Source organism: Nonomuraea antri, from assembly GCF_013283785.1.
GTDB lineage: Bacteria > Actinomycetota > Actinomycetes > Streptosporangiales > Streptosporangiaceae > Nonomuraea > Nonomuraea antri.
The window spans coordinates 1-20225 of record NZ_JABCPZ010000206.1 but is presented as its reverse complement, the minus strand read 5'-3'; the positions used below and the strand labels follow the sequence as shown (position 1 = coordinate 20225).

Annotated in this window: 24 protein-coding genes and 1 tRNA gene; 11 read left to right on the top strand and 14 right to left on the bottom strand. The window is 69.2% G+C overall.

Going from position 1 to position 20225, the window contains the following annotated elements; all coding sequences use genetic code 11:
• Positions 1-120: 120 nt before the first annotated feature.
• Positions 121-558, bottom strand: coding sequence for a hypothetical protein (locus HII36_RS42745; RefSeq protein ID WP_173529069.1), 438 nt, complete (start codon positions 556-558; stop codon positions 121-123).
• 26 nt (positions 559-584) lie between these two features.
• A complete protein-coding gene (locus HII36_RS42740; protein WP_173529068.1) occupies positions 585-1670 on the bottom strand; it encodes a DUF6745 domain-containing protein in 1086 nt (361 codons plus the stop codon).
• Between the two features lie 148 nt (positions 1671-1818).
• Here HII36_RS42740 and HII36_RS42735 point away from each other — a divergent pair, with 148 nt between their 5' ends.
• Both HII36_RS42735 and HII36_RS42730 read left to right on the top strand, forming a co-directional pair.
• The gene (locus HII36_RS42735) at positions 1819-2736 is read left to right on the top strand and encodes a hypothetical protein (RefSeq protein ID WP_173529067.1); all 918 of its coding nucleotides are present in this window, start codon (positions 1819-1821) and stop codon (positions 2734-2736) included.
• Between the two features lie 42 nt (positions 2737-2778).
• Positions 2779-3234 carry a hypothetical protein gene (locus HII36_RS42730; protein ID WP_173529066.1) on the top strand — a complete coding sequence of 152 codons (456 nt, stop codon included), beginning with the start codon at positions 2779-2781 and terminating at the stop codon, positions 3232-3234.
• On the opposite strand, the gene HII36_RS42725 is transcribed toward HII36_RS42730, so the two are convergent.
• From HII36_RS42725 to HII36_RS42715, 3 genes are all read right to left on the bottom strand, one after another.
• A complete protein-coding gene (locus tag HII36_RS42725) occupies positions 3220-4095 on the bottom strand; it encodes a hypothetical protein (protein ID WP_173529065.1) in 876 nt (291 codons plus the stop codon). The two genes, HII36_RS42730 and HII36_RS42725, sit on opposite strands and share 15 nt — an antisense overlap.
• 66 nt (positions 4096-4161) lie before the next feature.
• Entirely contained in the window at positions 4162-5067 is a 906-nt protein-coding gene (locus tag HII36_RS42720) for a permease-like cell division protein FtsX (RefSeq protein WP_173529064.1), read from the bottom strand.
• A gap of 117 nt (positions 5068-5184) precedes the next feature.
• On the bottom strand, positions 5185-5706 hold the full coding sequence (locus HII36_RS42715; protein WP_173529063.1) for a hypothetical protein: 522 nt from the start codon (positions 5704-5706) through the stop codon (positions 5185-5187).
• A 274-nt stretch (positions 5707-5980) separates the two neighbouring features.
• Here HII36_RS42715 and HII36_RS42710 point away from each other — a divergent pair, with 274 nt between their 5' ends.
• From HII36_RS42710 to HII36_RS42700, 3 genes are all read left to right on the top strand, one after another.
• Positions 5981-6274: a hypothetical protein gene (locus HII36_RS42710; RefSeq protein WP_173529062.1), complete on the top strand. Its 294-nt coding sequence runs from the start codon at positions 5981-5983 to the stop codon at positions 6272-6274.
• A 108-nt stretch (positions 6275-6382) separates the two neighbouring features.
• Positions 6383-6697: a hypothetical protein gene (locus HII36_RS42705; RefSeq protein ID WP_173529061.1), complete on the top strand. Its 315-nt coding sequence runs from the start codon at positions 6383-6385 to the stop codon at positions 6695-6697.
• 69 nt (positions 6698-6766) lie between these two features.
• Positions 6767-7375, top strand: a complete 609-nt coding sequence (locus HII36_RS42700) for a DUF6461 domain-containing protein (protein WP_173529060.1) — start codon at positions 6767-6769, stop codon at positions 7373-7375.
• Between the two features lie 193 nt (positions 7376-7568).
• Here HII36_RS42700 and HII36_RS42695 read toward each other — a convergent pair whose 3' ends face one another.
• Complete coding sequence (locus tag HII36_RS42695; RefSeq protein ID WP_173529059.1) at positions 7569-8051, bottom strand: hypothetical protein; 483 nt, start codon at positions 8049-8051, stop codon at positions 7569-7571.
• Positions 8052-8422: 371 nt separating this feature from the next.
• Between HII36_RS42695 and HII36_RS42690 the strand changes: the two genes are divergently transcribed.
• The gene (locus HII36_RS42690) at positions 8423-8854 is read left to right on the top strand and encodes a hypothetical protein (protein ID WP_173529058.1); all 432 of its coding nucleotides are present in this window, start codon (positions 8423-8425) and stop codon (positions 8852-8854) included.
• Between the two features lie 223 nt (positions 8855-9077).
• Here the strand turns inward: HII36_RS42690 and HII36_RS42685 are convergent.
• Together HII36_RS42685 and HII36_RS42680 are read right to left on the bottom strand one after the other, a co-directional pair.
• Positions 9078-9150, bottom strand: a tRNA-Arg gene (locus HII36_RS42685).
• A 57-nt stretch (positions 9151-9207) separates the two neighbouring features.
• Positions 9208-9753: a hypothetical protein gene (locus HII36_RS42680; protein WP_173529057.1), complete on the bottom strand. Its 546-nt coding sequence runs from the start codon at positions 9751-9753 to the stop codon at positions 9208-9210.
• A gap of 133 nt (positions 9754-9886) precedes the next feature.
• On the opposite strand from HII36_RS42680, the gene HII36_RS42675 reads away from it, so the two are divergent.
• Both HII36_RS42675 and HII36_RS42670 read left to right on the top strand, forming a co-directional pair.
• Positions 9887-11284 (top strand): sensor histidine kinase, encoded by a 1398-nt coding sequence (locus HII36_RS42675; protein WP_236004492.1) that lies wholly within the window; start codon positions 9887-9889, stop codon positions 11282-11284.
• 18 nt (positions 11285-11302) lie between these two features.
• A complete protein-coding gene (locus HII36_RS42670; RefSeq protein WP_173529056.1) occupies positions 11303-11944 on the top strand; it encodes a response regulator in 642 nt (213 codons plus the stop codon).
• Positions 11945-12579: 635 nt separating this feature from the next.
• Here HII36_RS42670 and HII36_RS42665 read toward each other — a convergent pair.
• From HII36_RS42665 to HII36_RS42655, 3 genes are read right to left on the bottom strand one after another with little or no spacing between them, the layout of a single operon-like run.
• Positions 12580-13038 (bottom strand): MaoC family dehydratase, encoded by a 459-nt coding sequence (locus tag HII36_RS42665; protein ID WP_173529055.1) that lies wholly within the window; start codon positions 13036-13038, stop codon positions 12580-12582.
• 10 nt (positions 13039-13048) lie between these two features.
• Entirely contained in the window at positions 13049-14344 is a 1296-nt protein-coding gene (locus HII36_RS42660; protein WP_173529054.1) for a hypothetical protein, read from the bottom strand.
• On the bottom strand, positions 14341-14826 hold the full coding sequence (locus HII36_RS42655; RefSeq protein ID WP_173529053.1) for a SigE family RNA polymerase sigma factor: 486 nt from the start codon (positions 14824-14826) through the stop codon (positions 14341-14343). The genes HII36_RS42660 and HII36_RS42655 overlap by 4 nt, the downstream gene beginning before the upstream one ends.
• A 227-nt stretch (positions 14827-15053) precedes the next feature.
• Here HII36_RS42655 and HII36_RS42650 point away from each other — a divergent pair, with 227 nt between their 5' ends.
• Entirely contained in the window at positions 15054-16226 is a 1173-nt protein-coding gene (locus HII36_RS42650) for an AAA family ATPase (protein ID WP_456238031.1), read from the top strand.
• A gap of 103 nt (positions 16227-16329) precedes the next feature.
• Here the strand turns inward: HII36_RS42650 and HII36_RS42645 are convergent, their stop codons facing one another.
• Both HII36_RS42645 and HII36_RS42640 read right to left on the bottom strand, forming a co-directional pair.
• Complete coding sequence (locus HII36_RS42645) at positions 16330-17121, bottom strand: MauE/DoxX family redox-associated membrane protein (RefSeq protein WP_328808144.1); 792 nt, start codon at positions 17119-17121, stop codon at positions 16330-16332.
• Positions 17122-17126: 5 nt separating this feature from the next.
• A complete protein-coding gene (locus tag HII36_RS42640) occupies positions 17127-18074 on the bottom strand; it encodes a hypothetical protein (protein ID WP_173529050.1) in 948 nt (315 codons plus the stop codon).
• Between the two features lie 216 nt (positions 18075-18290).
• On the opposite strand from HII36_RS42640, the gene HII36_RS42635 reads away from it, so the two are divergent.
• The gene (locus HII36_RS42635; protein ID WP_173529049.1) at positions 18291-18800 is read left to right on the top strand and encodes a SigE family RNA polymerase sigma factor; all 510 of its coding nucleotides are present in this window, start codon (positions 18291-18293) and stop codon (positions 18798-18800) included.
• Here HII36_RS42635 and HII36_RS42630 read toward each other — a convergent pair.
• Entirely contained in the window at positions 18757-19251 is a 495-nt protein-coding gene (locus tag HII36_RS42630; protein ID WP_173529048.1) for a MarR family winged helix-turn-helix transcriptional regulator, read from the bottom strand. The two genes, HII36_RS42635 and HII36_RS42630, sit on opposite strands and share 44 nt — an antisense overlap.
• Before the next feature lie 100 nt (positions 19252-19351).
• Here HII36_RS42630 and HII36_RS42625 point away from each other — a divergent pair, with 100 nt between their 5' ends.
• Complete coding sequence (locus HII36_RS42625; RefSeq protein WP_173529047.1) at positions 19352-19915, top strand: YceI family protein; 564 nt, start codon at positions 19352-19354, stop codon at positions 19913-19915.
• Positions 19916-20225 lie beyond the last annotated feature (310 nt).

Sequence of the window (20225 nt, the reverse complement as noted above, 5' to 3'; positions counted from 1 at the left end):
CGTCCGGTGAGTGCACACGAGCGCTTCCCGGCCAGGGCCGACAGATCCCGTTGAGGACCTCGAGGTCAGTCAGTCGCTGGGTCAGACCCTGTCGGGAAGCGCTCATCTACATCATCACTGTCAGTCGGCGACCAGGCGTGCCCGCTGGCCTTCGCGTTCGCGCTGGCGTCGGACGACGTAGCGGCCCGGCGCGCAGCCGGACCCGCCGTGCTCGGGATGCAGCAGGTAGACGACCGCCGTGGCGTTGAAGATGCCGATCGCCAGGTCGGTGTGGTCCAGCACCGAGGTCGTCCAGCGGCAGGTGCCGGGGTCGGCGACCAGCGTGTGCGGATTGCCGCCGGCCGCGCCGCGCAGCAGCTCGACGCCTTCCGGCGGCACGTCCGTCCAGGTGGCGCCCCGGCTTGGCTTGACGACCTGATCGACGACGGACAACGGGATGACGATGAGGTCGCCCTGGGCCTGGAGCCCGTCGACCACGGGGATTCGGGCGGACTGCTCGAGGTGGTCGAGCACGGCCAGGCCGGTCCGCAGGGACAGGGACGCGAGAGTCACGGTCATGAAGATCACCTTGGGTTGGGGAGGGATCAGGTTCTGCGGGCCAGGCGGGAGTACTCCTCGCCGGTCAGCCCGTACGTCCAGCCGGCCGCCGCGACCGGGTCGTCGAAGTAGCCGGGCACGGTCAGGCCGTAGCGGCGGCGGCGTCCGTCGCGCTCGACCGAGCCGTTGACCGCGAGCAGCACCCTGGTCTGGCCGCGCAGGTCGTAAAGACGCAGCTCGGAGCCGGGATTGCCGGGGTCGCGGGCGGTCGACACCAGGCGCAGCCCGGCCCGATCGATGTAGGTCGCCCAGCCGATGCGCTCGATGGCGCACCGCCTGACCTCGACGTTCGTCTCGCGCTCTATCCGCGAGACGTCGTCGGGGCCGGTGATGACCCAGGCGGGCACCCGGGTGCCGTGCCAGGCGTGGACGTCCCAGCCGTCGGCGTACCGGACGGCGGGACCGTCCGGACAGTGCAGCCGTACGCCGACGTCGTCGTCCGCGGCCTCGGTACGCAGCTCGACCGGGCGTTCGGCGACGACGCAGACGTCCTGCCTGGGCCACCACCACCCGCACGCGCGGGCCGCGTCCGCCCACAGGCCGAGCCGCCGGACCTCGTCCTGGGCGAACGGCACCCCGGCCGCCCGGCGCAGCGCGTCGTAGCGGGCGATCCAGGACGGGGACAGGGCGTCGTACCAGGGGCTGGCGTGCCGGTAGTCCGCCCCGTGCGCGAGCCGCAGCGGCACCTGGAACACGGCGCGCTCGGACCGGGTGAGCGCGATGCCCACCAGATGCTGGACGATGTTCCCGAACCCGTGCCGAGTCGCGCCGACCCGGGTCTCCAGCTCCAGGCACAGCCTGGTGCGTTCGGCGACGAGCGCCCGCACCACGGGCCACTCGCCCACCCGATCGACGCGCTCGGACGCCCCGGCCCGCACCCCGGCGGGCATGGTCTCCAGCGCCACGAGCGGCGAGGAGACCCAGTGGAAACGCGGCGGCGCGAGCCCGACGAGTCGGTAGAGCCGGGTAATGGCGGCCTCTGCGGCCGGACGGTCGGCCGGACGCGTCGACAACGCGTGCCCCAGCCATTCTTCGCGGATTGTCGCAGCTTCCCGCTGCACGAGCGCGCTCACCGGATGAAGGTGATGCGGTCCTTTCCAACGATCATGTCTCGATGGTGACAGAAACGCCCGAGACGTGTCCAGCCCTGGATGGCGCGAGCGGTGTGCCGCGTCCTACGATCGCAGCACACCCGAGAGCCGTGACGAGGATGGAACCCGGATGAGGCGATGGATCCCGCTGGCTGCGGCCGCCGCGCTGGTGGCGTCCACGCCGGCCGCCGCCGTCCCCGCCCTCGCGCGCCCGGTCCTCGTGCAGGCCGGCGGCCCGGTCGTTGCGCAGAGCGGCGGCTCGGTCCTCGTGCAGAGCGGCGGTTCCGATCCGGTGCGGGCGGTCGGCCGGCAGCTCAGGCACGAGCGCGGCGTCCGCGTCTCCGAGACCACCCGCTTCTACTACGGCGGGCAGTCCACGGTCTCCGGCAGCGGGACGCGGATCAGCGGCAAGCTCCAACTCGCCCCGTCGGGTCCCGTGGCCGCCGACTTCACCTGGCGTGACCTGCGCCGGCCGCCGTCGTACCGGGTGATCAGGGTCGGCAAGGACGTCTACGACGACAGCGACCAGCACCCGGGCCCGGTACCCGAGGGCAAGAAGTGGATCAAGTTCCCGAACCACCACCGGGGGCTCGCCAACCGTGACATGGCCCAGGACGTCAGCCTGCAGCCGATCGACGTCTACGACCCGGCCATGCTGCGGGCCGTGCTCAAGCGTTCCACGGCCACCGCCGTACCCGGAGGACGCCTGTACCGGGGCGCGATGAGCTACCGGGACCTGCGCAAGCTCACCAAGGGCCCCCTGGTCGCCTGGACCTCCGGCCGGCCGATCACCGCGAAGAGCAAGGGGACGGTGTCCTGGCGCCTCTGGACCGGCCGCGACGGCCTGCTCACCCGCCTGTACACCGCCGACACGGCGGGAGGCGGCACGGACCCGCTGGTCAAGCGGAGCGACACGCGCTACCGCGACTGGGGCTTCCGCCTGGTCATCACGGCGCCGCCGGCGGACGAGGTCATCGACGAGAAGACGCTGCTGGAGTACATCCGCGCCGAGAACGAGCCGATCCCGGAGGACGAAGGCAACACGTGAGCCGTCCGTACGATGTCGTAGGCGCCGGGTAGCCTCCGGCGCATGGCGGTTCCCGAGATCATCCCCATCATGCATGAGCCCGACTACCACACCGGCACGATCGGCCACTGGGACGGCGGGCAGTTCTTCGGCTCCGTCATCGCCGCCTTCCGCGAGGGATACACCCGCACCGACGACTGGCAGGCGCACAAACGCTGGTACGCCGTCCTGCACACCTTCGACGACGCCGGCCACCATCTCGCCACCCGCGTCGAGCACACCGGGGCCGACGACGCGCACTGGGCGGCCGTCAACGCCGGGCGGGAGCGGCTGAACGGCTGGCTCGACGACCTTCCCGGCCTGCGCTACGACGACATCGCCGTCCGCCCCTTTCAGCACACCTTCGACGGAGTCCTGTTCGGCCTGGTCATCGAGACCTTCGAAGGCGAGGAACACGCCGAGTTCCACCCGAACCAGATCGGCTTCTACCACCCGTGGGACGGCTCATTCGATACCTGACCGCCGCAACACCGGCACCCCCGTACCCGAATCGAGCAGCACGCGCCCGCCCAGCGGCCGCGCGAGCGCGACGGTGGTCGTGGCCGACTTGAGTATCGCGGGGCACGGCCCGCCGGGGTGGATGGTTCGCACGTCCACGTCGACGACCACCACCTGGTCCGTCTCGTAGGCGCGGGCGCCGTGCACGGTGTCGCAGGCGCCGTAGCCGTAGCGGAGGCGCAGCTCGCGCGGCCTGCCCGCGACGAGATCGAACGCCATCACCTCTTCTTGTCCCTCCGCGATCCGCTCCGGCAGGGGGCTGACGGCCGATGGGTCGACCGCCACGTGCACCTTCTTCTGCTCGACCCCGGCCACGGTGAACATCCAGGCCGGCACCTGGACCGTGCCGCGGCTGGTCGGCACGGGAACCCGGCCCAGCCGCGCGCCGGTCACCCTGAGCGGACGGCATCCTCCGGCCGGGCACTCCTCCTCGATGGGGTCGGCCGGTTCGTGGAACTCCCGGTACGCCCGCGCCGCGGAGATGAGCGGCAGCCGCGAGACCCGGCCGTCCGGCCAGCGCACCTCGGCGTCCGGCGGGGCGGTCGAGGGCAGCGCGGTGGCCAGCCGCCAGACGCCGTGGTGCGCGCTCAGGTTCGCCCAAGCCGGGACCGAACGGACGTGGGCCCACCCGTACGGATTCAGCGCCCCGAGCACGACGAACCCGTCACGCCAGGCGTGGTCGTCGGCCGAACCCGCCCAGCGCGCGGCCACCTCCCTGGCCCGGCTCTCGAACGTGTCCTTCGCGCCCTCGCCGAGTGCGGGTATACATCCGGCCAAAAGCACCACCAGCACCAGAGCCAGACGCGTTGGCAACCGCCGCACGACGAGACCTCCTCGGCCGATGACCCCGTTCCCCGCTCTCATGACGGGCGGACCGTCACTCCGGGTTCACCGCGTCGACACGCAGTTCTTCGTCCCCTGCCAGTACTCCCACAGCCCGTACTCCCAGAACAGTTTCGCCTCACGCCACGTGCACCGCGAGTCGTACACCTCGCTCACGCCGGGCAGCCGCGCCAGCCGCTTGCGCGCGGCGTCCCTGTCGGCCTCCGTCCGCAGCCACAGCCGGTACGACTCGGGCATGTCCGACACCTTGATGACCGAGAGCAGATCCTCGTCGTCCGGGTACGCCTCGACGAACCTCCGGTACGCCGCCGCCTGGTCCAGGTACTCGTACGATTCGAGCCCGGACGTCCGCTCGACGGCCGCCGCGATCGCCTTGCGCTCCCCGGCCGTGACCGCCGACTTGTTCGCCCTGCCCCGGCCGCGGTGACACGCCTTCGAGAGATCGTCCCTGCGACACAGGAACACAACCAGATCAGCATCCTGAGCCCGCGCCACCTCGGCGACGCGGACCTCCACCTGATCGATGACGACCCCCACGCCCGGCCCCCGGCGCGCAGCGGCCACGATCTTGTCCCGGTCGGCGATTCCGGACACCCGCATCCGGAACGAGTCCGGCATGTCCTTCGCGCGTACCTTCGCCAGCACCGTCCGCCCGGCGTACTCCTTGCGGAAGCTCGCATAGGCCGCGGCTCGGCTCACGAACCGCACCCCGGTCACCTCCGGGATGGCCTTCAGCCGCGCCTCGACGTCCCGCCGCTGCCCGGCCGTGGCGTACCGCTTGCCGCACCCGGGCAGACCGGGCACACAGAGGAAGACCGCGATCTCCGGCTCATCGAGCATGCCGACCTCGGGGGACGCGGGATCGGCGGGGGCCGCGTGGGCGGTCCCGGCCGTGATTCCCGAGAGCGCCACGACGCCCGCCACCGCCACCCGCCATAACCAGTGCTTCACCGAACTCCTCAGCCGATCGTGCGTCCGTTCCGCCACGCATGATCGCATCAATCGCCAGGCTCAGGACGGGCTCAGGACGGGTAGACGGGAGGGGTAACGGACGCCGACTTCGACCGCTCAACCACAGCCACCCTCCGCCCGCTCCTGGCGGACGATCTGTTCGATCGTCATCGTGCGGTACGGCTGCAACGACTCGGCCTGCGGCTGGAACCGCCACCGGCCGCCCTGGTGGACCAGGGTGTAGTTCTCCACCAGAATCGCCCGCGCCGCGCGTACGGTGGCCCGTTCGCCTGTCAGCGTGACCTTCTGGATCTGCCAGCGGATCCCTGTCGCGACCGACGGGCACAGCTTGAACCGGCGAACGTAGTCCTTGCGAGTCACCACTCGCTGGGCCTGCCTCGTCCAGCCGTCCCAGAACTCGCCGTAGTCACCGGCCGCGTAGGCATCGAAGGCCTTGGCCGCGGCCCGGCGAGCGGCCGCGGCGGTACGCGGCTGCTCGGGCTTCTTCGTCTGCGTAATGGCCGAGGCGGTGGCCGGTGGCGTTGCGGCGGGAGACGTCGCCGATGTGCTCGCCGATGTGCTCGTCGAGGGTCGAGTGAGGAGCACGACGGCCAGGACCACCGCCACCAGCGTGGCCATCACAGCAACGAGTACGGCGGCGATCGCGACGCTCCGATCCCGGCTGCGGCCGCGGCGCGCCCGCTGTGTCCCGGATTCGTCGTGCACGGAATGGCGCACAGGCACCTCCAGCGGTGGGGGAGACATAGGAGACGCCTGGGAATCACAGCGGGTTCACCCCTGCCCCGCCCTGACCGGATCCGGCCAGGGCGGCTGCCTCCGTCCGTGAGGAACGCACGTCTCCCGGTGACAACTGCGACTAGGCCGGCCTGTCCCGCGCTCCTACGTTGAGGGCATGTCCCCTCTCAACCGCTTCGCCGCGTTGGTCGGCTCCGCGCTGCTCGCGGCCAGCACTCTCGCGGCGCCGACACACGCGCGAACCTACGACTACGTATGCCTGCTGGGCGGCCAGACGTTCCCGCCCCTCGCGCTGAACTACGACTTGTCCGCCTACGGGTGTCGCGGATCAGGCAGCACCGACGTGACGATCTTCGCCTCGCAGGCCTACCACTTCTGCCGCACCGCGGAGATCACCAACGCTGCGACCCGCTCGTTGTGGGCGACCGACTGCTTCCAGATCCAGGGCTGAAGACAGATGGCCGGACACCAGACGGGTCTTCCTCCTCGTGCGAAACACGTCGGCAGCGGTGCTGACCCGCATCGGGGACCACTCCCCGGCCGCTTATACCGCCGGGGCATGACCATCCAACGCCTCGCCACCATCGTCGGCGCAGCGCTGCTGGCACTCCTCACGCCGGCAGCACCAGCGCACGCCGACGGACGCTCCGCCGATGGACGCTACGACTGCGGTCGCGGCCACCTCGTCGATTACGGCGACTACTACAACCTGTCCGGCTGGAACTGCCTCGGCTCCGGCTCCTCCCAGGTGACCGTACGCATCTTCTTCGGAGACGCCCAAGGCACCCACTTCTGTGAAAGCGTCTTCTCCTGGCCCGGCCGCCAGAACCTGGCAGGAGGCCGATGCAGCTCTGCCACTGAAGCCGCCGAATAATCCAGCGCTCGCACTCGACGCATCCACCCGTGTCGCCTTTTTGTCATTCTCGGCTGGCAACATGTCGGCGTGATCGCGACTGCCGCTGACTACGCCTGGTTCACCTTCGGCCGATTCATCTACGACGAGTACACCGATCTTCGAGAGGCATACTGCTTCACCCTCGTTCGCGGGCTGACACCCGAGCAGGTCCTGACCCGGACCGGGGCAGAAAGCCTTCCACCCATGGGACTCAAAGAGCTGATCGGGGCAGGGGTTTCCGACCTCGGCAGACCCCGCTCCGGATACAGCCACTTCTTCGGGATCGTACCCGTCGATGACTGGGCGTTCATCGTAGAACCCAACGGCTTCATGGGCGTTCAACCCGGCATGGCCGGACGATTGTCGGCAGGAACCCGGTTGGTCTCCCATTACCTCAATGTCAACGGGCAGGAAGACTTCCTCTGGATGGAAGACGGTCAGGAGCGCCTGGCCTTGGAGCCAAGCTTTTCCGACATCGACTCCTTCACCAAATGGGAAGAGGAATTCGCCGAGATCGCGCGGCATGTCGAATTCGACGCCGCACACAGCAGTGAGTCGTTCTTGGCGATGGCCGAGTACCTGACCGGGGTCAAGGTGACGCCGGAACTGCTGGAACAGTCGACCTACCAGTGCGGAGTCGCACCCAGCTCCCAGTGATCGCAGTCATATGCTCCGTCACGGCCTCAGCTATTGTCGACGAGCCGATGTCGCGCATCCGGGTGACGGCCCCCGGCACACTGGTGCCTCGCTCGATGTCCACCCGCGCGTGGCGATGCGCATCCTGCGCCACCCACAGGTCTGCATCTACACCCGGATCCCGAGCCCCGAGACCTGCCTTGTAAACAGAAGGTCAGAGATCTGCGGGCCAGAACTGCACTCGGTACGTCTCCAGCCCTTCAGGTGGACGTTCTTCGTGATAGCGGGCACTGGAGCCGGGGCGGACGCCGGCGCTTACGGACCAGTGGCATGCTCGACCGCGCAAGTCCAGGACGTTGCCGGAGGAATGGCCTTCGGTGCCCACGACTTGGAGCTTGCCCGAACTGGAGTAGATCTGTGCCGTCTCGGTTCGGGCCCATTGAGCGTCGTCGGCGAGTGGCCGGCCGTCCCAGAGTTCCAGGGTCACGTCGACGGTGTGCCAGGAGTCCGCTTGGCTGGTGATGATGGCAACGTTCGCGGTGGTGAGGAACCAGTCGGTCATGCTCGCCCGGTTCGCGAGATCCCAGAGGTCCTCGGCGCCTTCTGGCTGCCCGTTGGCTCCATCGAGGTCCATGACCATGAAGCTGAAGGCCCGGATCGTGATCCTGTCGAGGATGCGTTCGAGCAGGCGGGGCATCGACGTCCTTGGCACGAGGTAGACGGGACACGCTGATGCTATCCTGCTGGATCTTGCACTGGCCGGCCATGATGTTGCCCAACTTGGTTTCACCGCTGCGCAGCAGCGTCCAAGATCTGCTCGTGTTCCGTCGCCGTTCCGTGGGAGTGCCGGAATCAGCGAGAAGTGATGCGAGGGCTCGGCAACTGGCCGGTGCAGCGTGCACGGGGGAGCGGGGGTCGGCTGGCGGGTAAGCAGCCGTACGCATCGCCTTGATCTGGTGGAGGGCTCCGGTGGTCCGGAGCATGAAAGAGTCGCCGTGGTGCGGAGATCATGTCGGTGATCGGAGATGGTGAGTGTCGGAAAGTGTCGCGCGGCTTGTGCTGTCCTTCGTGGACGAGGAACTGATTCTCGACCGGGAAAATGTGAACGTGGAGGCTCGGGGCAATCTGATGGCGTTCGGCTTCGCCCCGGAGGACTTTGACGCGGAACTCGTGGAGCAGGCTCTCATCGTGGTCGGCGAGCGGCTCCGTGCGCGGTTCGCCGATGTCGCCGGGCCCGTGACGTTCTATGCCTGGTACGACGAGCAGACCGGCCAGCTACGGTGTTCGGCGGCCTCTGTCGAGCCGAGCGATCTGCCATTCGGGGGCAGGTTTCGGCCTGCGGACAGTCCCGCACCTGTGCTCGCACTGATGACCGCGGACGCACTGCCGGGTGTGGTGCCGTGGACTGATCTGCGGGAGGTCGCCGCCGAGGAGGACGCCGGTCCGGACGAGCAGGTCGAGCACACCTTCCCTGTATTCGCCGTGAAGCTCACCCGGTGAAGCGGGTCGCGTCCAGTGAAGTGGCGTACGGCAGTCGCGTACAGCAACACCGTCTCGCACCATCACCCGCGACCCGACCGTATCTACTACCTGAGCAGGGCCAGACGCGGTCGGCGATTCCCTACGGGATCAGAACGCTAATCCGTAGACGTCGCTGTACGGCGCTGCTGTGCGCCCACGAAAAAGGCCCTCCAGGATGATCCCGGAGGGCCTTTCTGCTGTGCGCGGCCGAGAGGACTCGAACCCCTAACCTTCTGATCCGTAGTCAGATGCTCTATCCATTGAGCTACGGCCGCTCGCTGCGTAAGCAAGCATAGCGGGTTCTGAGCAGTGCCTCGAACCGGATTGCTGAATCATGTCCTCACGGGCTCCGGCGTGCGGGGCCAGAGGGTGTGGCTGACCGGCCAGAGCAGGGCGATCAAGGGGATCTTGACCGCTCCGACCATGAAGTCGATCAGGGCCTGGGTGCGGGGTGGGTCGTTGATGAGCCAGGTCAGGGTGAGTAGCAGGGCGCAGGTGATGGCGTACGCGAGGAGCAGGCGGAGCCAGAAGGTCCACTCGTGGCGGATGCGGGCCGGGCCGCCGTGCGGGGGCTTCCACGGAGGCGGGCCGCCGGCGAAGCGATGCTGGAACTTGGCGTCGGCCCAGCGGATGGTGCTGTGGCCGAAGACGACGGAGTAGCCGAGGTAGGCGGCGGCGAGACCGTGCCTGAAGTCGGCCGTCGCGCCGGCGCGGATGTCGATGACCGCGGCCGCCAGCAGGATCACGTCCAGGAGGGGGACGCTGAGCAGCAGGACGGTGCTGAGCCCGCGACGCTTCCAGAGGTAGCGGCTGGCGAGGCCGAGGGCGAGCAGGATCCAGAAGCCGATCTCGCAGGCGATGAGGATGGCGACAATCACCCTTCCAGTGTTCTGGCTCCGTCGGGCGTGTACCTCGTCGGGGGAAACGAGGTTGTGGATACATCGAAGGGTGTATCCACAGGCGGACCCGCGGAGGAGGAGTTCGGTCGCGGGGGGTGGTGGGATGGGATCCATGAAGCGCGTGGTGTTGTGGGCCTTGCTGGCCTTCGTGATGGGGCTGCTGCTGATCGCAGGCGGCGCCCATCTCGAGCGCGACGCGCCCACGTGGTTGCTGGTGATCCCGGTGGCGATCGCGTGCACCGGGATACTGGTGCGTTACCGTGCGCCGCTGCTCTCGCTGGGGCTGGGGGTGGTGGCCGTCACGGTGGACGGGTTCGTGGGGCCGTCGCTGGGCACCATTCTGATCTTCACCGACAACATCTACGCGGCGGCGCTGTACGGGCCCGCGCGGTTCGCTCGCTGGCTGCTGGCGATCAGCTCGACGCTGGCCGTGACGGCCGGTGCCATCGGCTGGATCCTGAGCGACTGGCGCACGCTGGTCCTGGCGGGTGTGCAGGTGGCGCTGGTGCTGGTGACACCGGTGACCACGGCTCTGGTGCTGCGCGAGCACCGCGACAAGGCGGCCGCGGAGCGGATCCGGGCCGAGCAAGTGGCCCATCTGGCCGAGCTCGACAGACAGGCGGCCATCGCCAGCGAACGCACCCGCATGGCCCGCGAGCTGCACGACATGATCGCGAATCACTTCAGCGCCATCGCCATCCAGTCCACGGCCGCGCTGTCGCGCAAGGATCTGGATCCGGCGACCGTACGGAAGATCATGGAGTCCGTACGGGAGAACAGCGTCAAAGGGCTGGCCGAGATGCGCAGCATGATCGGGTTGCTGCGGCAGGAGGGCGACGAGGCGGAGGCCACCAGGCCGCGGGTGGCCGACGCGGAGAGCCTGATCGAGCGATCGAGACGCGCGGGCATGCCGACCGAGCTGCGGATTCACGGTGAGCCGCGCGAGCTGCCCGCGTCGGTCGACCTGGCCGGCTACCGGATTCTGCAGGAGGCGCTGACCAACGCGCTCAAGCACGGCGGTCAGCAGCAGCATGGCGGTCGGCCTGCGCGGGTGTCCGTTGTGTACGAGTCCGGGCGGGTGACCGTGACCGTCGACAACCCGGTCGGGGTACGTGCTGCGAGGCTGCCCGGTTCCGGCGTGGGGCTGATCGGGATGCGGGAACGGGCCGGGCTGGTGGGGGGCACGTTCGCGGCCGGTCCGGTGGAGGACGGCTGGCGGGTCACGGCGACGTTGCCGACGTCGAGCGAGGCGGCACGCCAGATGGCTGAGCGTAAGGCGGCGGAGGGGCTGGAGCGGCCGGATGGGTCACCCGAGGGGGAGCGTGGGGGGCGTGATCGCTTAGGTCGGTTCGATGGTTCGGGTGCTGACCGTGCTCCTGGTGCCGGCAGTGCTGGAGGTACCGGCACTGCTGGTGGTGGTGCCCGTAGTGCTTGCGGTGCTGGTGTGGGCGCTTTGGGTGCGGGTGGTTCGGGGCCAGGGAAGGTGAGCGGGCGGGATGACGGTTTGTGAGACCTGGGCGGAGGCGGGATGACCATCAGAGTGCTGGTCGCCGACGATCACGCGGCGGTCAGGGCGGGGATCGTGCTGATCCTCGACGGCGCGGACGACATGGAGGTCGTGGGAGAGGCCGCCGACGGGGAGCAGGCGATCGTCATGGCCCGGGAGTTGCGTCCTGACGTGGTGTTGATGGACGTGCGCATGCCCCGCCTCGACGGCATCTCCGCCACCAGGGCCCTGGCCGGGGTGGCGGACGTGCTGATCCTGACCACGTTCGACGTGGACGAGTACGTCTTCGGGGCGTTGCGGGCCGGGGCGGCTGGCTTCCTGTTGAAGAACACCGACGCCGATGCCCTGGTGGAGGCGGTCCGGCTGGTGGCCAGGGGGGACGGGCTGATCTCGCCGGGGGTCACGCGGCGGCTGATCGCGGCGTTCGCCGAGCAGGTCCGGCCTCGGCGGGAACTGGCCGAGGGGGAGGGGCTGACGCCTCGGGAGCGTGAGGTGCTGGCCTGCATCGGGCGTGGGTTGTCGAACGCGGAGATCGCGCGGGAGCTGGACATGGCGGAGGCGACGACGAAGACGCATGTCAGCCGGTTGCTGAACAAGCTGGGGTTGAAGAGCCGGGTGCAGGCTGCGATCTACTACTCCGATTACTACTCGGAGGGGGTGTAGGGAGGGTCGAGGACGGGGCGGGTGCAGAGGTCGGCGTTGCCGTACCTGTCGAGGTGGCCGTGGTCGGAGACGGCGGCGACCAGGTCCTCCCTGCGTCGCCGCCGTCAGGCGGATATGTGCGGCCTGACCATGGTCGTGCGCACGCATCCTCGGGATCGCGCTGCTTGCGCACGCGATGTCAGACGTCGCCAGACGAGCCAGTGCCTCCTGCACGAGGTCGGCCGCGTTCTCCGAGTTGCCGGGCAGGACGTGGCCGTACCGTGCGCCCGCGAGGCCAGGCGTCGCCCAGACGAGCCGGCGTCGCGGAGACCCGGCGTCGAGGAGACGAGCCGGTGCCTCCCGCACGAGGTCGGCCGCGTCCTCCGAGTTGCCGGACCGGACGTGGCCGTACCGTGCGCACGCGAGGCCAGGCGTCGTCCAGACGAGCCGGCGTCGCGGAGACCCGGCGTTGCGGAGACGACCCGGTGCCTCCCGCGCGAGGTCGGCCGCGTCCTCCGAGTTGCCGGACAGGACGTGGCCGTACCGGAGGAGCGCATCACCCCGAGTCGGGACGAGCTCGTCGAAATCAGCCGCTTGGTCCACGAACCCAGGGATGGTCGAGCGGGTGCTTCTGTTGCACGAGAAGCGGGAAAAGCCTATTCGGCCGGAACGTACAGGCTCAGCGTCTCCGCCACGCAGGCCGGCCGCTTTTCTCCCTCGATCTCGATCGTCATCTTCAGGTTGGACAGATATCCGGCCGGGGTGCCCTTGACGTCGGTCAGCTCGCCGGTCGCCCTGACGCGCGCGCCGACCGGCACCGGCCTGGGGAAGCGGACCTTGTTCAGGCCGAAGTTCACGCCCATCGCGATGCCTTCGACGTTGACCAGCTCGAACATGAAGGACGGCAGCAGCGACAGGCTCAGGTAGCCGTGCGCGATGGTGCCGCCGAACGGGCCTTCCTTGGCCCGTTCCACGTCCACATGGATCCACTGGTGGTCGTCGGTGGCGTCGGCGAAGAGGTCGATCCGCTCCTGAGTGATCGTCCGCCACTCGGAGGGGCCGAACGTCTCGCCGACGGCCGCCTTGAGTTCCTGTACATTCGCGAAGGTCCGCATGGTGCGAACGCTATTGGGCCGGTGGGACGGCTGCCAAGTTCAGCACCTGGTACTCGTCGCGCCGGTCGGTCTCCCAGTACAGCACCTTGCTGGGCTCGGACGTGGCTCCGGCGCCGAGCGTTTTGCCCGTCCGGAGGTCGACGCGGACCAGGGCGCCGTTCGCGGTGTCGTACACCAGGGACAGCAGGTTCAGGAACCGGTCGCCGACCAGGTACGGAAACGGCAGCGAACCGAAGCCGATCCGCCAGAACTCGGTGTAGCCGCTCCCGTCGGGGCGCTGGACGAAGCCGCTGGCGCCGTGCCGCGCCGAGCACCACCGGGGGCCGCAGCGCAGGCCTCTCGTGTCGGGCGGCATCACGAGCCTGCGGGTCTCGCCGGTCTCGAGGTTGACCAGTCTGGTCTGGTTGGCGTCGCGGTCGGCGGGGGCGTCGCCCGCCCACGGCCAGGCGATCAGGCTCAGGCCGTCGGCGCCGGGCACCTGCTCGACCGGCCCGCCCGTCAGCGGCACCCGCCACAGCCCGCCGCCGCCCCGCTCGGACCAGACGACGTGCTCGCCGGTGACGGCGATCGTGTCCATGCCCAGGTGCGTGCCGGCGAACCTGGCGAGCAGCCGGGGCTCGCCGCCGGTCAGCGGCACCGTCCACACTTCGCGGATCTCCTGCGTCGGCGCGACGTGCCAGGCGATCCGCTCGCCGTTCACAGTGAACGTGGGCAGCCGTGCGGTGCCCGCCGGCATCCGCGCCACCGGCCTGGACGTCTTCGCGCCCAGATCGTAGACCTCCAGCCGAGCCTCAGCGTCGGTCCCAGCGCCGGTCCCGGAGTCGGTCCCGGAGTCGGTCCCGGAGTCGGTCCCGGCGGTGGCCCCAGCGGTGGTCCCCGAGCCGGTCCCGGTGGTGGCGCCCACGTGGACCAGCAGTTCTCTGGCGTTGAGCGCGGTGATGGGCCGGCGGAGCCCGCCGTCCGCGGCCCTGGCCGACATCGTGAACGTCGCCTCCGGCCAGGCCTCCCGCACCGGTTTCGCCAGCTCGACATCGACCCTGCCGGTCGTGGCGGGGGTGGCGATCACGGGCGGCCGCGCGCCCCCGACGTCGCCCCCGCGAACGCCGGACGCGTCGGGGACGTCGAGGAACAGGCCACGAACGGCCACCGTGCCCGCCACCACGACCACGGCCAGCGCGGCCGCCGCCTGGGCCCGCCGTCCGGCCCGCCGGCGCCGACGGGCGCGCACCCCGGCGAGCAGGTCGCTGTCCGGCGCGCGCCGCGCCGCCTGGCGCAGCACGCCGGCCAGGTCCTCTTCTGTCCTCATGCCTGCTTCCTCTCGAGTACGGAAGGGTCGACCCTGAGTACGGAGAGCGCCCGGAACACCCGGCTGCGCACGGTCGCCCGGCTGATGCCGAGAATGTCGCCGATCTCCTGGTCGGACAGGTCCTCGTAGTACCGCAGCACCAGCACCACCCGCAGTCGGCGGGGCAGTGCGGCCAGGTCGTCCCAGAGCCCGTCGGACGCCGGATCGTCCAGGTAGGAGCCTTCGGGCGGCTCGGCGGTCACGTGTTCCCTGCGCCGTTTGCGCCACCAGCTCACGTGCTGGCGGGCCATGATCGTGCGGACGTACGACTCGGGATTGTCCTTGTTGCGCACCCGGCGCCAGCTGTCGCTCAGCCGGAGCAGCGCCTCCTGGACGAGATCCGCCGCGTCGTCGGGGTTGCCGGTCAGCACGTAGCCGTATCTGAGCAGCGCCGGGCCGCGCGTCCGGACGAAATCCTCGAACTCCACATCACCGAGACGCATGGCCGGCTCGTTCTGTTGCGAAGATCTTTACTCGAAACCATCGCATAGGTGTTCGAGTCCGCGCTACAGTTCTGGGTATCGAATCGAACATGGGTTCGGCCTGGTGAGAGGGGGTGTGTCCGATGACCGTGCTCGCGGACGCCCCTGCCCGGACACGCCGTAGCACTTTCTTCCCAAATCTAAGACGGCCGCTATATCCGGCAATAAAGTCCGAGAGCGTGGACCCTGTGCGCAATCCCTACGCCCCCGGAGCCGGGCAGCGTCCGCCCGAGCTCGCCGGCCGTGATCGTGAGCTGCAGCAGTTCGAGGTCGTGCTCGAACGCGTGGCCCGCGGCCGTCCCGAGCGCAGCATGGTCGTCACCGGCCTGCGCGGCGTCGGCAAGACGGTGCTGCTCAACACGTTCAAGTCCATGGCCATGCAGCGGCTGTGGGGCACGGGCAAGATCGAGGCCCGGCCCGACCAGTCGATCAGGCGTCCGGTGGCGGCCGCGCTGCACATGGCGATCCGCGAGCTCGCGCCGCGCCATCGCGCGCCCGAGCGCATCGAGGAGTTCCTGGGCGTGCTCAAGGCGTTCGCCATGCGCGACCCCGGTGCGGCCAAGGGCACCTCGCACTGGTCGCCGGGCATCGAGGTGCCCGCCTCCCGTGGCCGGGCCGACTCCGGCGATCTGGAGATCGACCTCACCGAGCTGTTCGTCGACGCCGCGGGCGTGGCCACCGACCTCGGCGTGGGCATCGCGCTGTTCATCGACGAGATGCAGGACGTGCCGGCCGCCGACGTCTCGGCGCTCTGCGCCGCCTGCCACGAGCTGTCGCAGTCGGGCGGGCCGCTGATCGTGGTCGGGGCCGGGCTGCCGCACCTGCCCAGCGTGTTGTCGGCCAGCAAGAGCTATTCCGAACGGCTCTTCCGCTACGCGCGCATCGACAAGCTCGACCGTGAGGCGGCCGATCTCGCGCTGATCCTGCCCGCCAGGGAGGAAGAGGTCGAGTTCACCCAGGAGGCGCTCGACGCGCTCTACGAGGCCGCCGACGGCTATCCGTACTTCGTGCAGGCGTACGGCAAGGTGGCCTGGGATCTCGCGTTGCGCAGCCCGATCACCATCGACGACGTCAAGGTCTCCGCGCCCGAGGCCGAGGAGGAACTGGCGGTCGGCTTCTTCGGCAGCCGCTACGAGCGCGCCACCCCGGCCGAACGCGACTACATGCACGCCATGGCGCAGATCGGCGACGAGCCGGTGGCCACCGCCGAGGTGGCCGAGGCGCTCGGCCGCAAGCCGTCCAGTCTGTCGCCGGCTCGCGACAGCCTGATCAAGAAGGGTCTCATCTACAGCGCCGAACGCGGCCTGATCGCGTTCACCGTGCCGCATTTCGGGAGGTTCCTGCGTGCGCAACCGATCTAGTCGGCACTCCTAGCCCTCTATTGGGCTGTCTAGTGGGGAAGCTAGACAGCCCAATAGAGCTGAATCGTCATGCCTGTCGAGCGAAATCTAGGCCTGTCTAGCGTCAGGCCGATACTGGCGTATATTCCGGCAGAGAGTCGCTGTCCTCGCCGCTGACCACGGCCATCCGCACCGCCGGGCGGCGTCCGCTCAGGTAGATCGCGAAGACCACGTCGTGCTGGTCGCGGTTCTGGAAGACGAAGAAGCGCCAGCACAGCTCCCGCCAGCTGTCGTACGGCTCGGCGGAGATCAGCTCGCTCTCGTGTGCCCGCCAGGTGCCGCTCGACCTGAGCCTGGCCAGCGTCACCCCCTCGGTCGGGCCGCGGCGCTGCTCGCAGGGGGCGCGGTAGCGGATCCGGTCGACCAGTTCCTCGATTTCCGGCGAGAGCAGGGCCAGCAGGGCCACGCCGGTGAGCGCGTACCAGGAGGGGTGGGTGATCGCCGTCCAGCCGGGCACGGGTGACCAGACGGACATCAGGGCCATGCCGGTCAGGGTCACCGTCCTGCCCAGGGATCTCAGGCCCACGGGGGCCGAGCTGACCTCGCCGAAGCAGCCGCAGCCGGCGTCCGGCCGTCGTCTGCGTAGTTCCAGCAGCACGTACGTGGACAGCGCGAAGAAGCACACCGTCCCCCACCGGAAGATCGGCGCGGTGGTGAACAGCAGGCCGCAGGCCAGCACGAGTTCGCCGAACGCGCAGACGAGCAGCGCCGGGGTCTGCATGCGTCCAGGCACCAGAACCGCGGGGCCCAGCCGCGACAGCGCGCCGGGCTCGCCGCCGGTGCGCGCCGTGACGACCTTGGCCGCCGTCCCGAAGAGGAGCAGCACGATCAGGACCGGTAGCTGCGATTCCAGCACCCGCGTCACCCCAATCCGATCTGGGCGTTGAAGCACCCGTTGGTCAAGTCGCCGCCGAGCTCGACGTAGGAGTACGGCGACAGTTCCGCGATCCGCCCGCGCGGGGAGGTGTCGCATTCGACGCATCTGTCGCAGAAGCGGCCGGCCACGCAGCCGCAGGCCACGATCGGCACGTTGGCCGAGCGATTCGCGCACAGGTTCCTGACCTGGAGCAGCGAGCCGATGGCCAGGTAGGGCAGGCCGACGCAGGAGGTCTCGGCGTCGGGGCAGCCGGCGTCCGAGCGTTCCACCATCGGGTAGGCGGCGCCGTGCTCCTCCTCGTCGAACACGTCCGACCAGGTGGCGGTGCCGGAGATGCGCGCCTGCAGGCCGGCGTAGGCGGGGGGCGGCGCGGGCACGGCGCGCGCCGGGTAGGCCGGCTGCGAGGTGGCGGGCAGCAGCGCGTGGCCGATGCCGTCGCGCCTGACCCCGATCGCGTCGAACAGGTAGCCGGGCTCGAACTGCGGGTGGCGGACCTGCAGCCGCCCGGTGGCCCGATACGGGATGACGATCGTGCGGTGCCCGCGATGCGGCCCGCAGTCGAGTTCGACGGTCAGGTCTTTACGTCCCTCGATGGACAGGATCGTGCCGGTGATGCGCGTGGTGTCGGCCCAGATCTTCTCGATCACCCGGCCCTCGCGCCTGGTGCGCATCACGACCATCGTCCCTGGCGGCAGATCGGCGGGAGGAACGTCGCCGCCGTGCCAGGCGGTGGCCCACGGCGCGATGACGAGCCGTTCTTCCGTGCCGCCCGGGGTCTCGATGATGGCCAGGTGCGGGCTGATGTCCAGGATCTCCCCGGCGACGGCGCGTAAAGGTTCGCCGTTGTCCGGGTCAGGGCCGGGAACGCCGGATTCGCGGCCCAGCGCGGCGGCCGCGAGCACCCGCCGGCGCTCGACGCTCGGATACCCCATGCGCCCTCCCTCGTCGCCGTACTAGGTTCACACGACTTCGAGGCGGACGACGCCGCTCAGGCCGGACGGGAGCAAAATACGCATCCCCGGGGCAGGAAGCTGACACCCAGCGTCGAAGAAACTGCCACCGACCTTGACTCTTCTTTGTCCTCGGAGGGCCGAAACCTGAATTCGGGTTCAGCCCCAATAGGGCATCCGGCTGCGATTCTGGCCACGATGCAGACCGCAGGCTGGGAAGAGGAGTTCCGCGAGTACGTGGTGGCGCGCGGGCCGTCGCTGCTGCGTGCCGCCAGACAGCTCACCGGGCACCCGCTGGACGCCGAGGACCTGCTGCAGAACGCGTTGACCAAGACGTACCAGGCATGGGACAGGATCGAGGACCACGGCGCGCTGGACGGCTACGTGCGGCGGGCCATGGTGAACATCAACATCTCGCAGTGGCGGCGGCGCAAGCTGGAGGAGTACCCGTCGGACGAGCTGCCGGAGATGACCATCACGGAGTCCGTGGCCTGCGGCGACGTGCACGAACGGCTCGAACAGGCGCTGTCGGAGCTGCCCGAGCGGATGCGTGCGGCGATCGTCCTGCGGTACTACGAGGACATGACCGAGCCGGAGATCGCCAGAACCCTGGGCATCAGCGTCGGGACGGTCAAGAGCACGGTGTCACGTGCCATGGCCAAGCTCAGGGGTGCGCTGGGGATTCCAGCTCAATCGCCCCGGCCGTAGCGCAGGGTCTGACCACGTCACGGACCTTGCGCAGGGTGGCCAGGAACGTTCCCAGTTCCTCGGGATCGAGCAGGTTCATGAAATATTCGTCGATGTCACGCAGATGGTCCGGCAGCACGCTCTCCAGTCGTTCCCGGCCCTTCTCGGTCAGCGTGGCATAGGACGCCCGGCGGTCGGTGGCACACGAGAGCCTGGCGACCAGGCCCTCGCGTTCGAGCCGGTCGACGACTCTGGTGACGCCGCTGGTGGACAGTTCGGTCTGGGCCGCCAGATCCGTCATGCGCAGTTGCTGCCGCGGCGAACGGGCCAGGCGGATCAGGGTCTCGAAATCGATCTCTGACAGCCCGGCAGCCGCGAACACCGGCTGCATCCTGGCCGACAGACCTGCATAGACCTCCGACAGCAGGCCCATGGCCGTCAGTCGGGGATCATCAAAGGACTTCACGTTCATACCCTAGCCGACGATAGTTGACGCGCGGAATATTCCTCAGGTAGACATTTGTTGTCGCAAACATCCGCACAGCAACCTTCCGACTTCTGAGGAGAACCCCATGACCGCCACGCGTACCTGGGAGTCCCTGACCATCCCCGCCGCCGGCACCTACAACCTCGACGCAGCACACACCCGCATCGGGTTCGTGGTCAAGCACATGATGGTGAGCAAGGTCCGCGGCAACTTCGGGTCGTTCGCCGGTTCCGTCACGATCGCCGAGAACCCGCTCGAGTCCACCGCCGAAGTGACGATCCAGACCGACAGCATCACCACCGGCATGGCCGACCGCGACAACCACCTGCGCAGCGACGACTTCCTGTCCGTGGAGAAGTTCCCGCAGATCACCTTCAAGAGCACCCGCGTGGTCGGCCACTCGGGCGACGAGTTCACCGTCGTCGGCGACCTCACCATCCGGGACGTCACCAAGGAGGTCGAGCTCACCGTCGAGTACGGCGGCGCCGGCACCAACCCGTGGGGCCAGGCGCTCTGGGGCTTCTCCATCAGCACCGAGTTCGACCGCGAGGAGTTCGGCCTGACCTGGAACCAGGCCCTGGAGACCGGTGGCGTTCTGGTGGGCAAGAAGGTCAAGATCGAGATCGAGGGCGAGGCCAACCCGGCCTGACCCGGCGTGCTCGGCGGGGTGTCCGGTGGGCGCCTCGTGGGCGTCTCGTTGGCGGCTCGTGGGCGCCCGGCGGGCGCCCGGCGGGTGTCCAGCGGGTATCCAGCAGGTTATCCACAGCCAGAAAGCCCGCCCCGACCAGGGCGGGCTTCATCCACAGGCAGTTACCCACAGGCTGTGGATGACGGTCACGTCCACGGACGTGGTGTATGAATCGATCTCCGTGTGATCCTGTTTCTGCAGGTTAAGCGGTGAGTGTCTGCGGAAGTGTGTCCGTGCTCGGTGTGTCTCCGGGAATCACCCGGATGCGGGC

What these genes read in the sequence shown, in the direction of transcription:
- HII36_RS42745 (WP_173529069.1), bottom strand. Translation starts at nt 558, where the DNA reads ATGACCGTGACTCTCGCGTCCCTGTCCCTGCGGACCGGCCTGGCCGTG.
- HII36_RS42735 (WP_173529067.1), top strand. Translation starts at nt 1,819, where the DNA reads ATGAGGCGATGGATCCCGCTGGCTGCGGCCGCCGCGCTGGTGGCGTCC.
- HII36_RS42730 (WP_173529066.1), top strand. Translation starts at nt 2,779, where the DNA reads ATGGCGGTTCCCGAGATCATCCCCATCATGCATGAGCCCGACTACCAC.
- HII36_RS42715 (WP_173529063.1), bottom strand. Translation starts at nt 5,706, where the DNA reads ATGGCCACGCTGGTGGCGGTGGTCCTGGCCGTCGTGCTCCTCACTCGA.
- HII36_RS42710 (WP_173529062.1), top strand. Translation starts at nt 5,981, where the DNA reads ATGTCCCCTCTCAACCGCTTCGCCGCGTTGGTCGGCTCCGCGCTGCTC.
- HII36_RS42705 (WP_173529061.1), top strand. Translation starts at nt 6,383, where the DNA reads ATGACCATCCAACGCCTCGCCACCATCGTCGGCGCAGCGCTGCTGGCA.
- HII36_RS42695 (WP_173529059.1), bottom strand. Translation starts at nt 8,051, where the DNA reads ATGCCCCGCCTGCTCGAACGCATCCTCGACAGGATCACGATCCGGGCC.
- HII36_RS42675 (WP_236004492.1), top strand. Translation starts at nt 9,887, where the DNA reads ATGAAGCGCGTGGTGTTGTGGGCCTTGCTGGCCTTCGTGATGGGGCTG.
- HII36_RS42670 (WP_173529056.1), top strand. Translation starts at nt 11,303, where the DNA reads ATGACCATCAGAGTGCTGGTCGCCGACGATCACGCGGCGGTCAGGGCG.
- HII36_RS42665 (WP_173529055.1), bottom strand. Translation starts at nt 13,038, where the DNA reads ATGCGGACCTTCGCGAATGTACAGGAACTCAAGGCGGCCGTCGGCGAG.
- HII36_RS42660 (WP_173529054.1), bottom strand. Translation starts at nt 14,344, where the DNA reads ATGAGGACAGAAGAGGACCTGGCCGGCGTGCTGCGCCAGGCGGCGCGG.
- HII36_RS42655 (WP_173529053.1), bottom strand. Translation starts at nt 14,826, where the DNA reads ATGCGTCTCGGTGATGTGGAGTTCGAGGATTTCGTCCGGACGCGCGGC.
- HII36_RS42640 (WP_173529050.1), bottom strand. Translation starts at nt 18,074, where the DNA reads ATGGGGTATCCGAGCGTCGAGCGCCGGCGGGTGCTCGCGGCCGCCGCG.
- HII36_RS42635 (WP_173529049.1), top strand. Translation starts at nt 18,291, where the DNA reads ATGCAGACCGCAGGCTGGGAAGAGGAGTTCCGCGAGTACGTGGTGGCG.
- HII36_RS42630 (WP_173529048.1), bottom strand. Translation starts at nt 19,251, where the DNA reads ATGAACGTGAAGTCCTTTGATGATCCCCGACTGACGGCCATGGGCCTG.
- HII36_RS42625 (WP_173529047.1), top strand. Translation starts at nt 19,352, where the DNA reads ATGACCGCCACGCGTACCTGGGAGTCCCTGACCATCCCCGCCGCCGGC.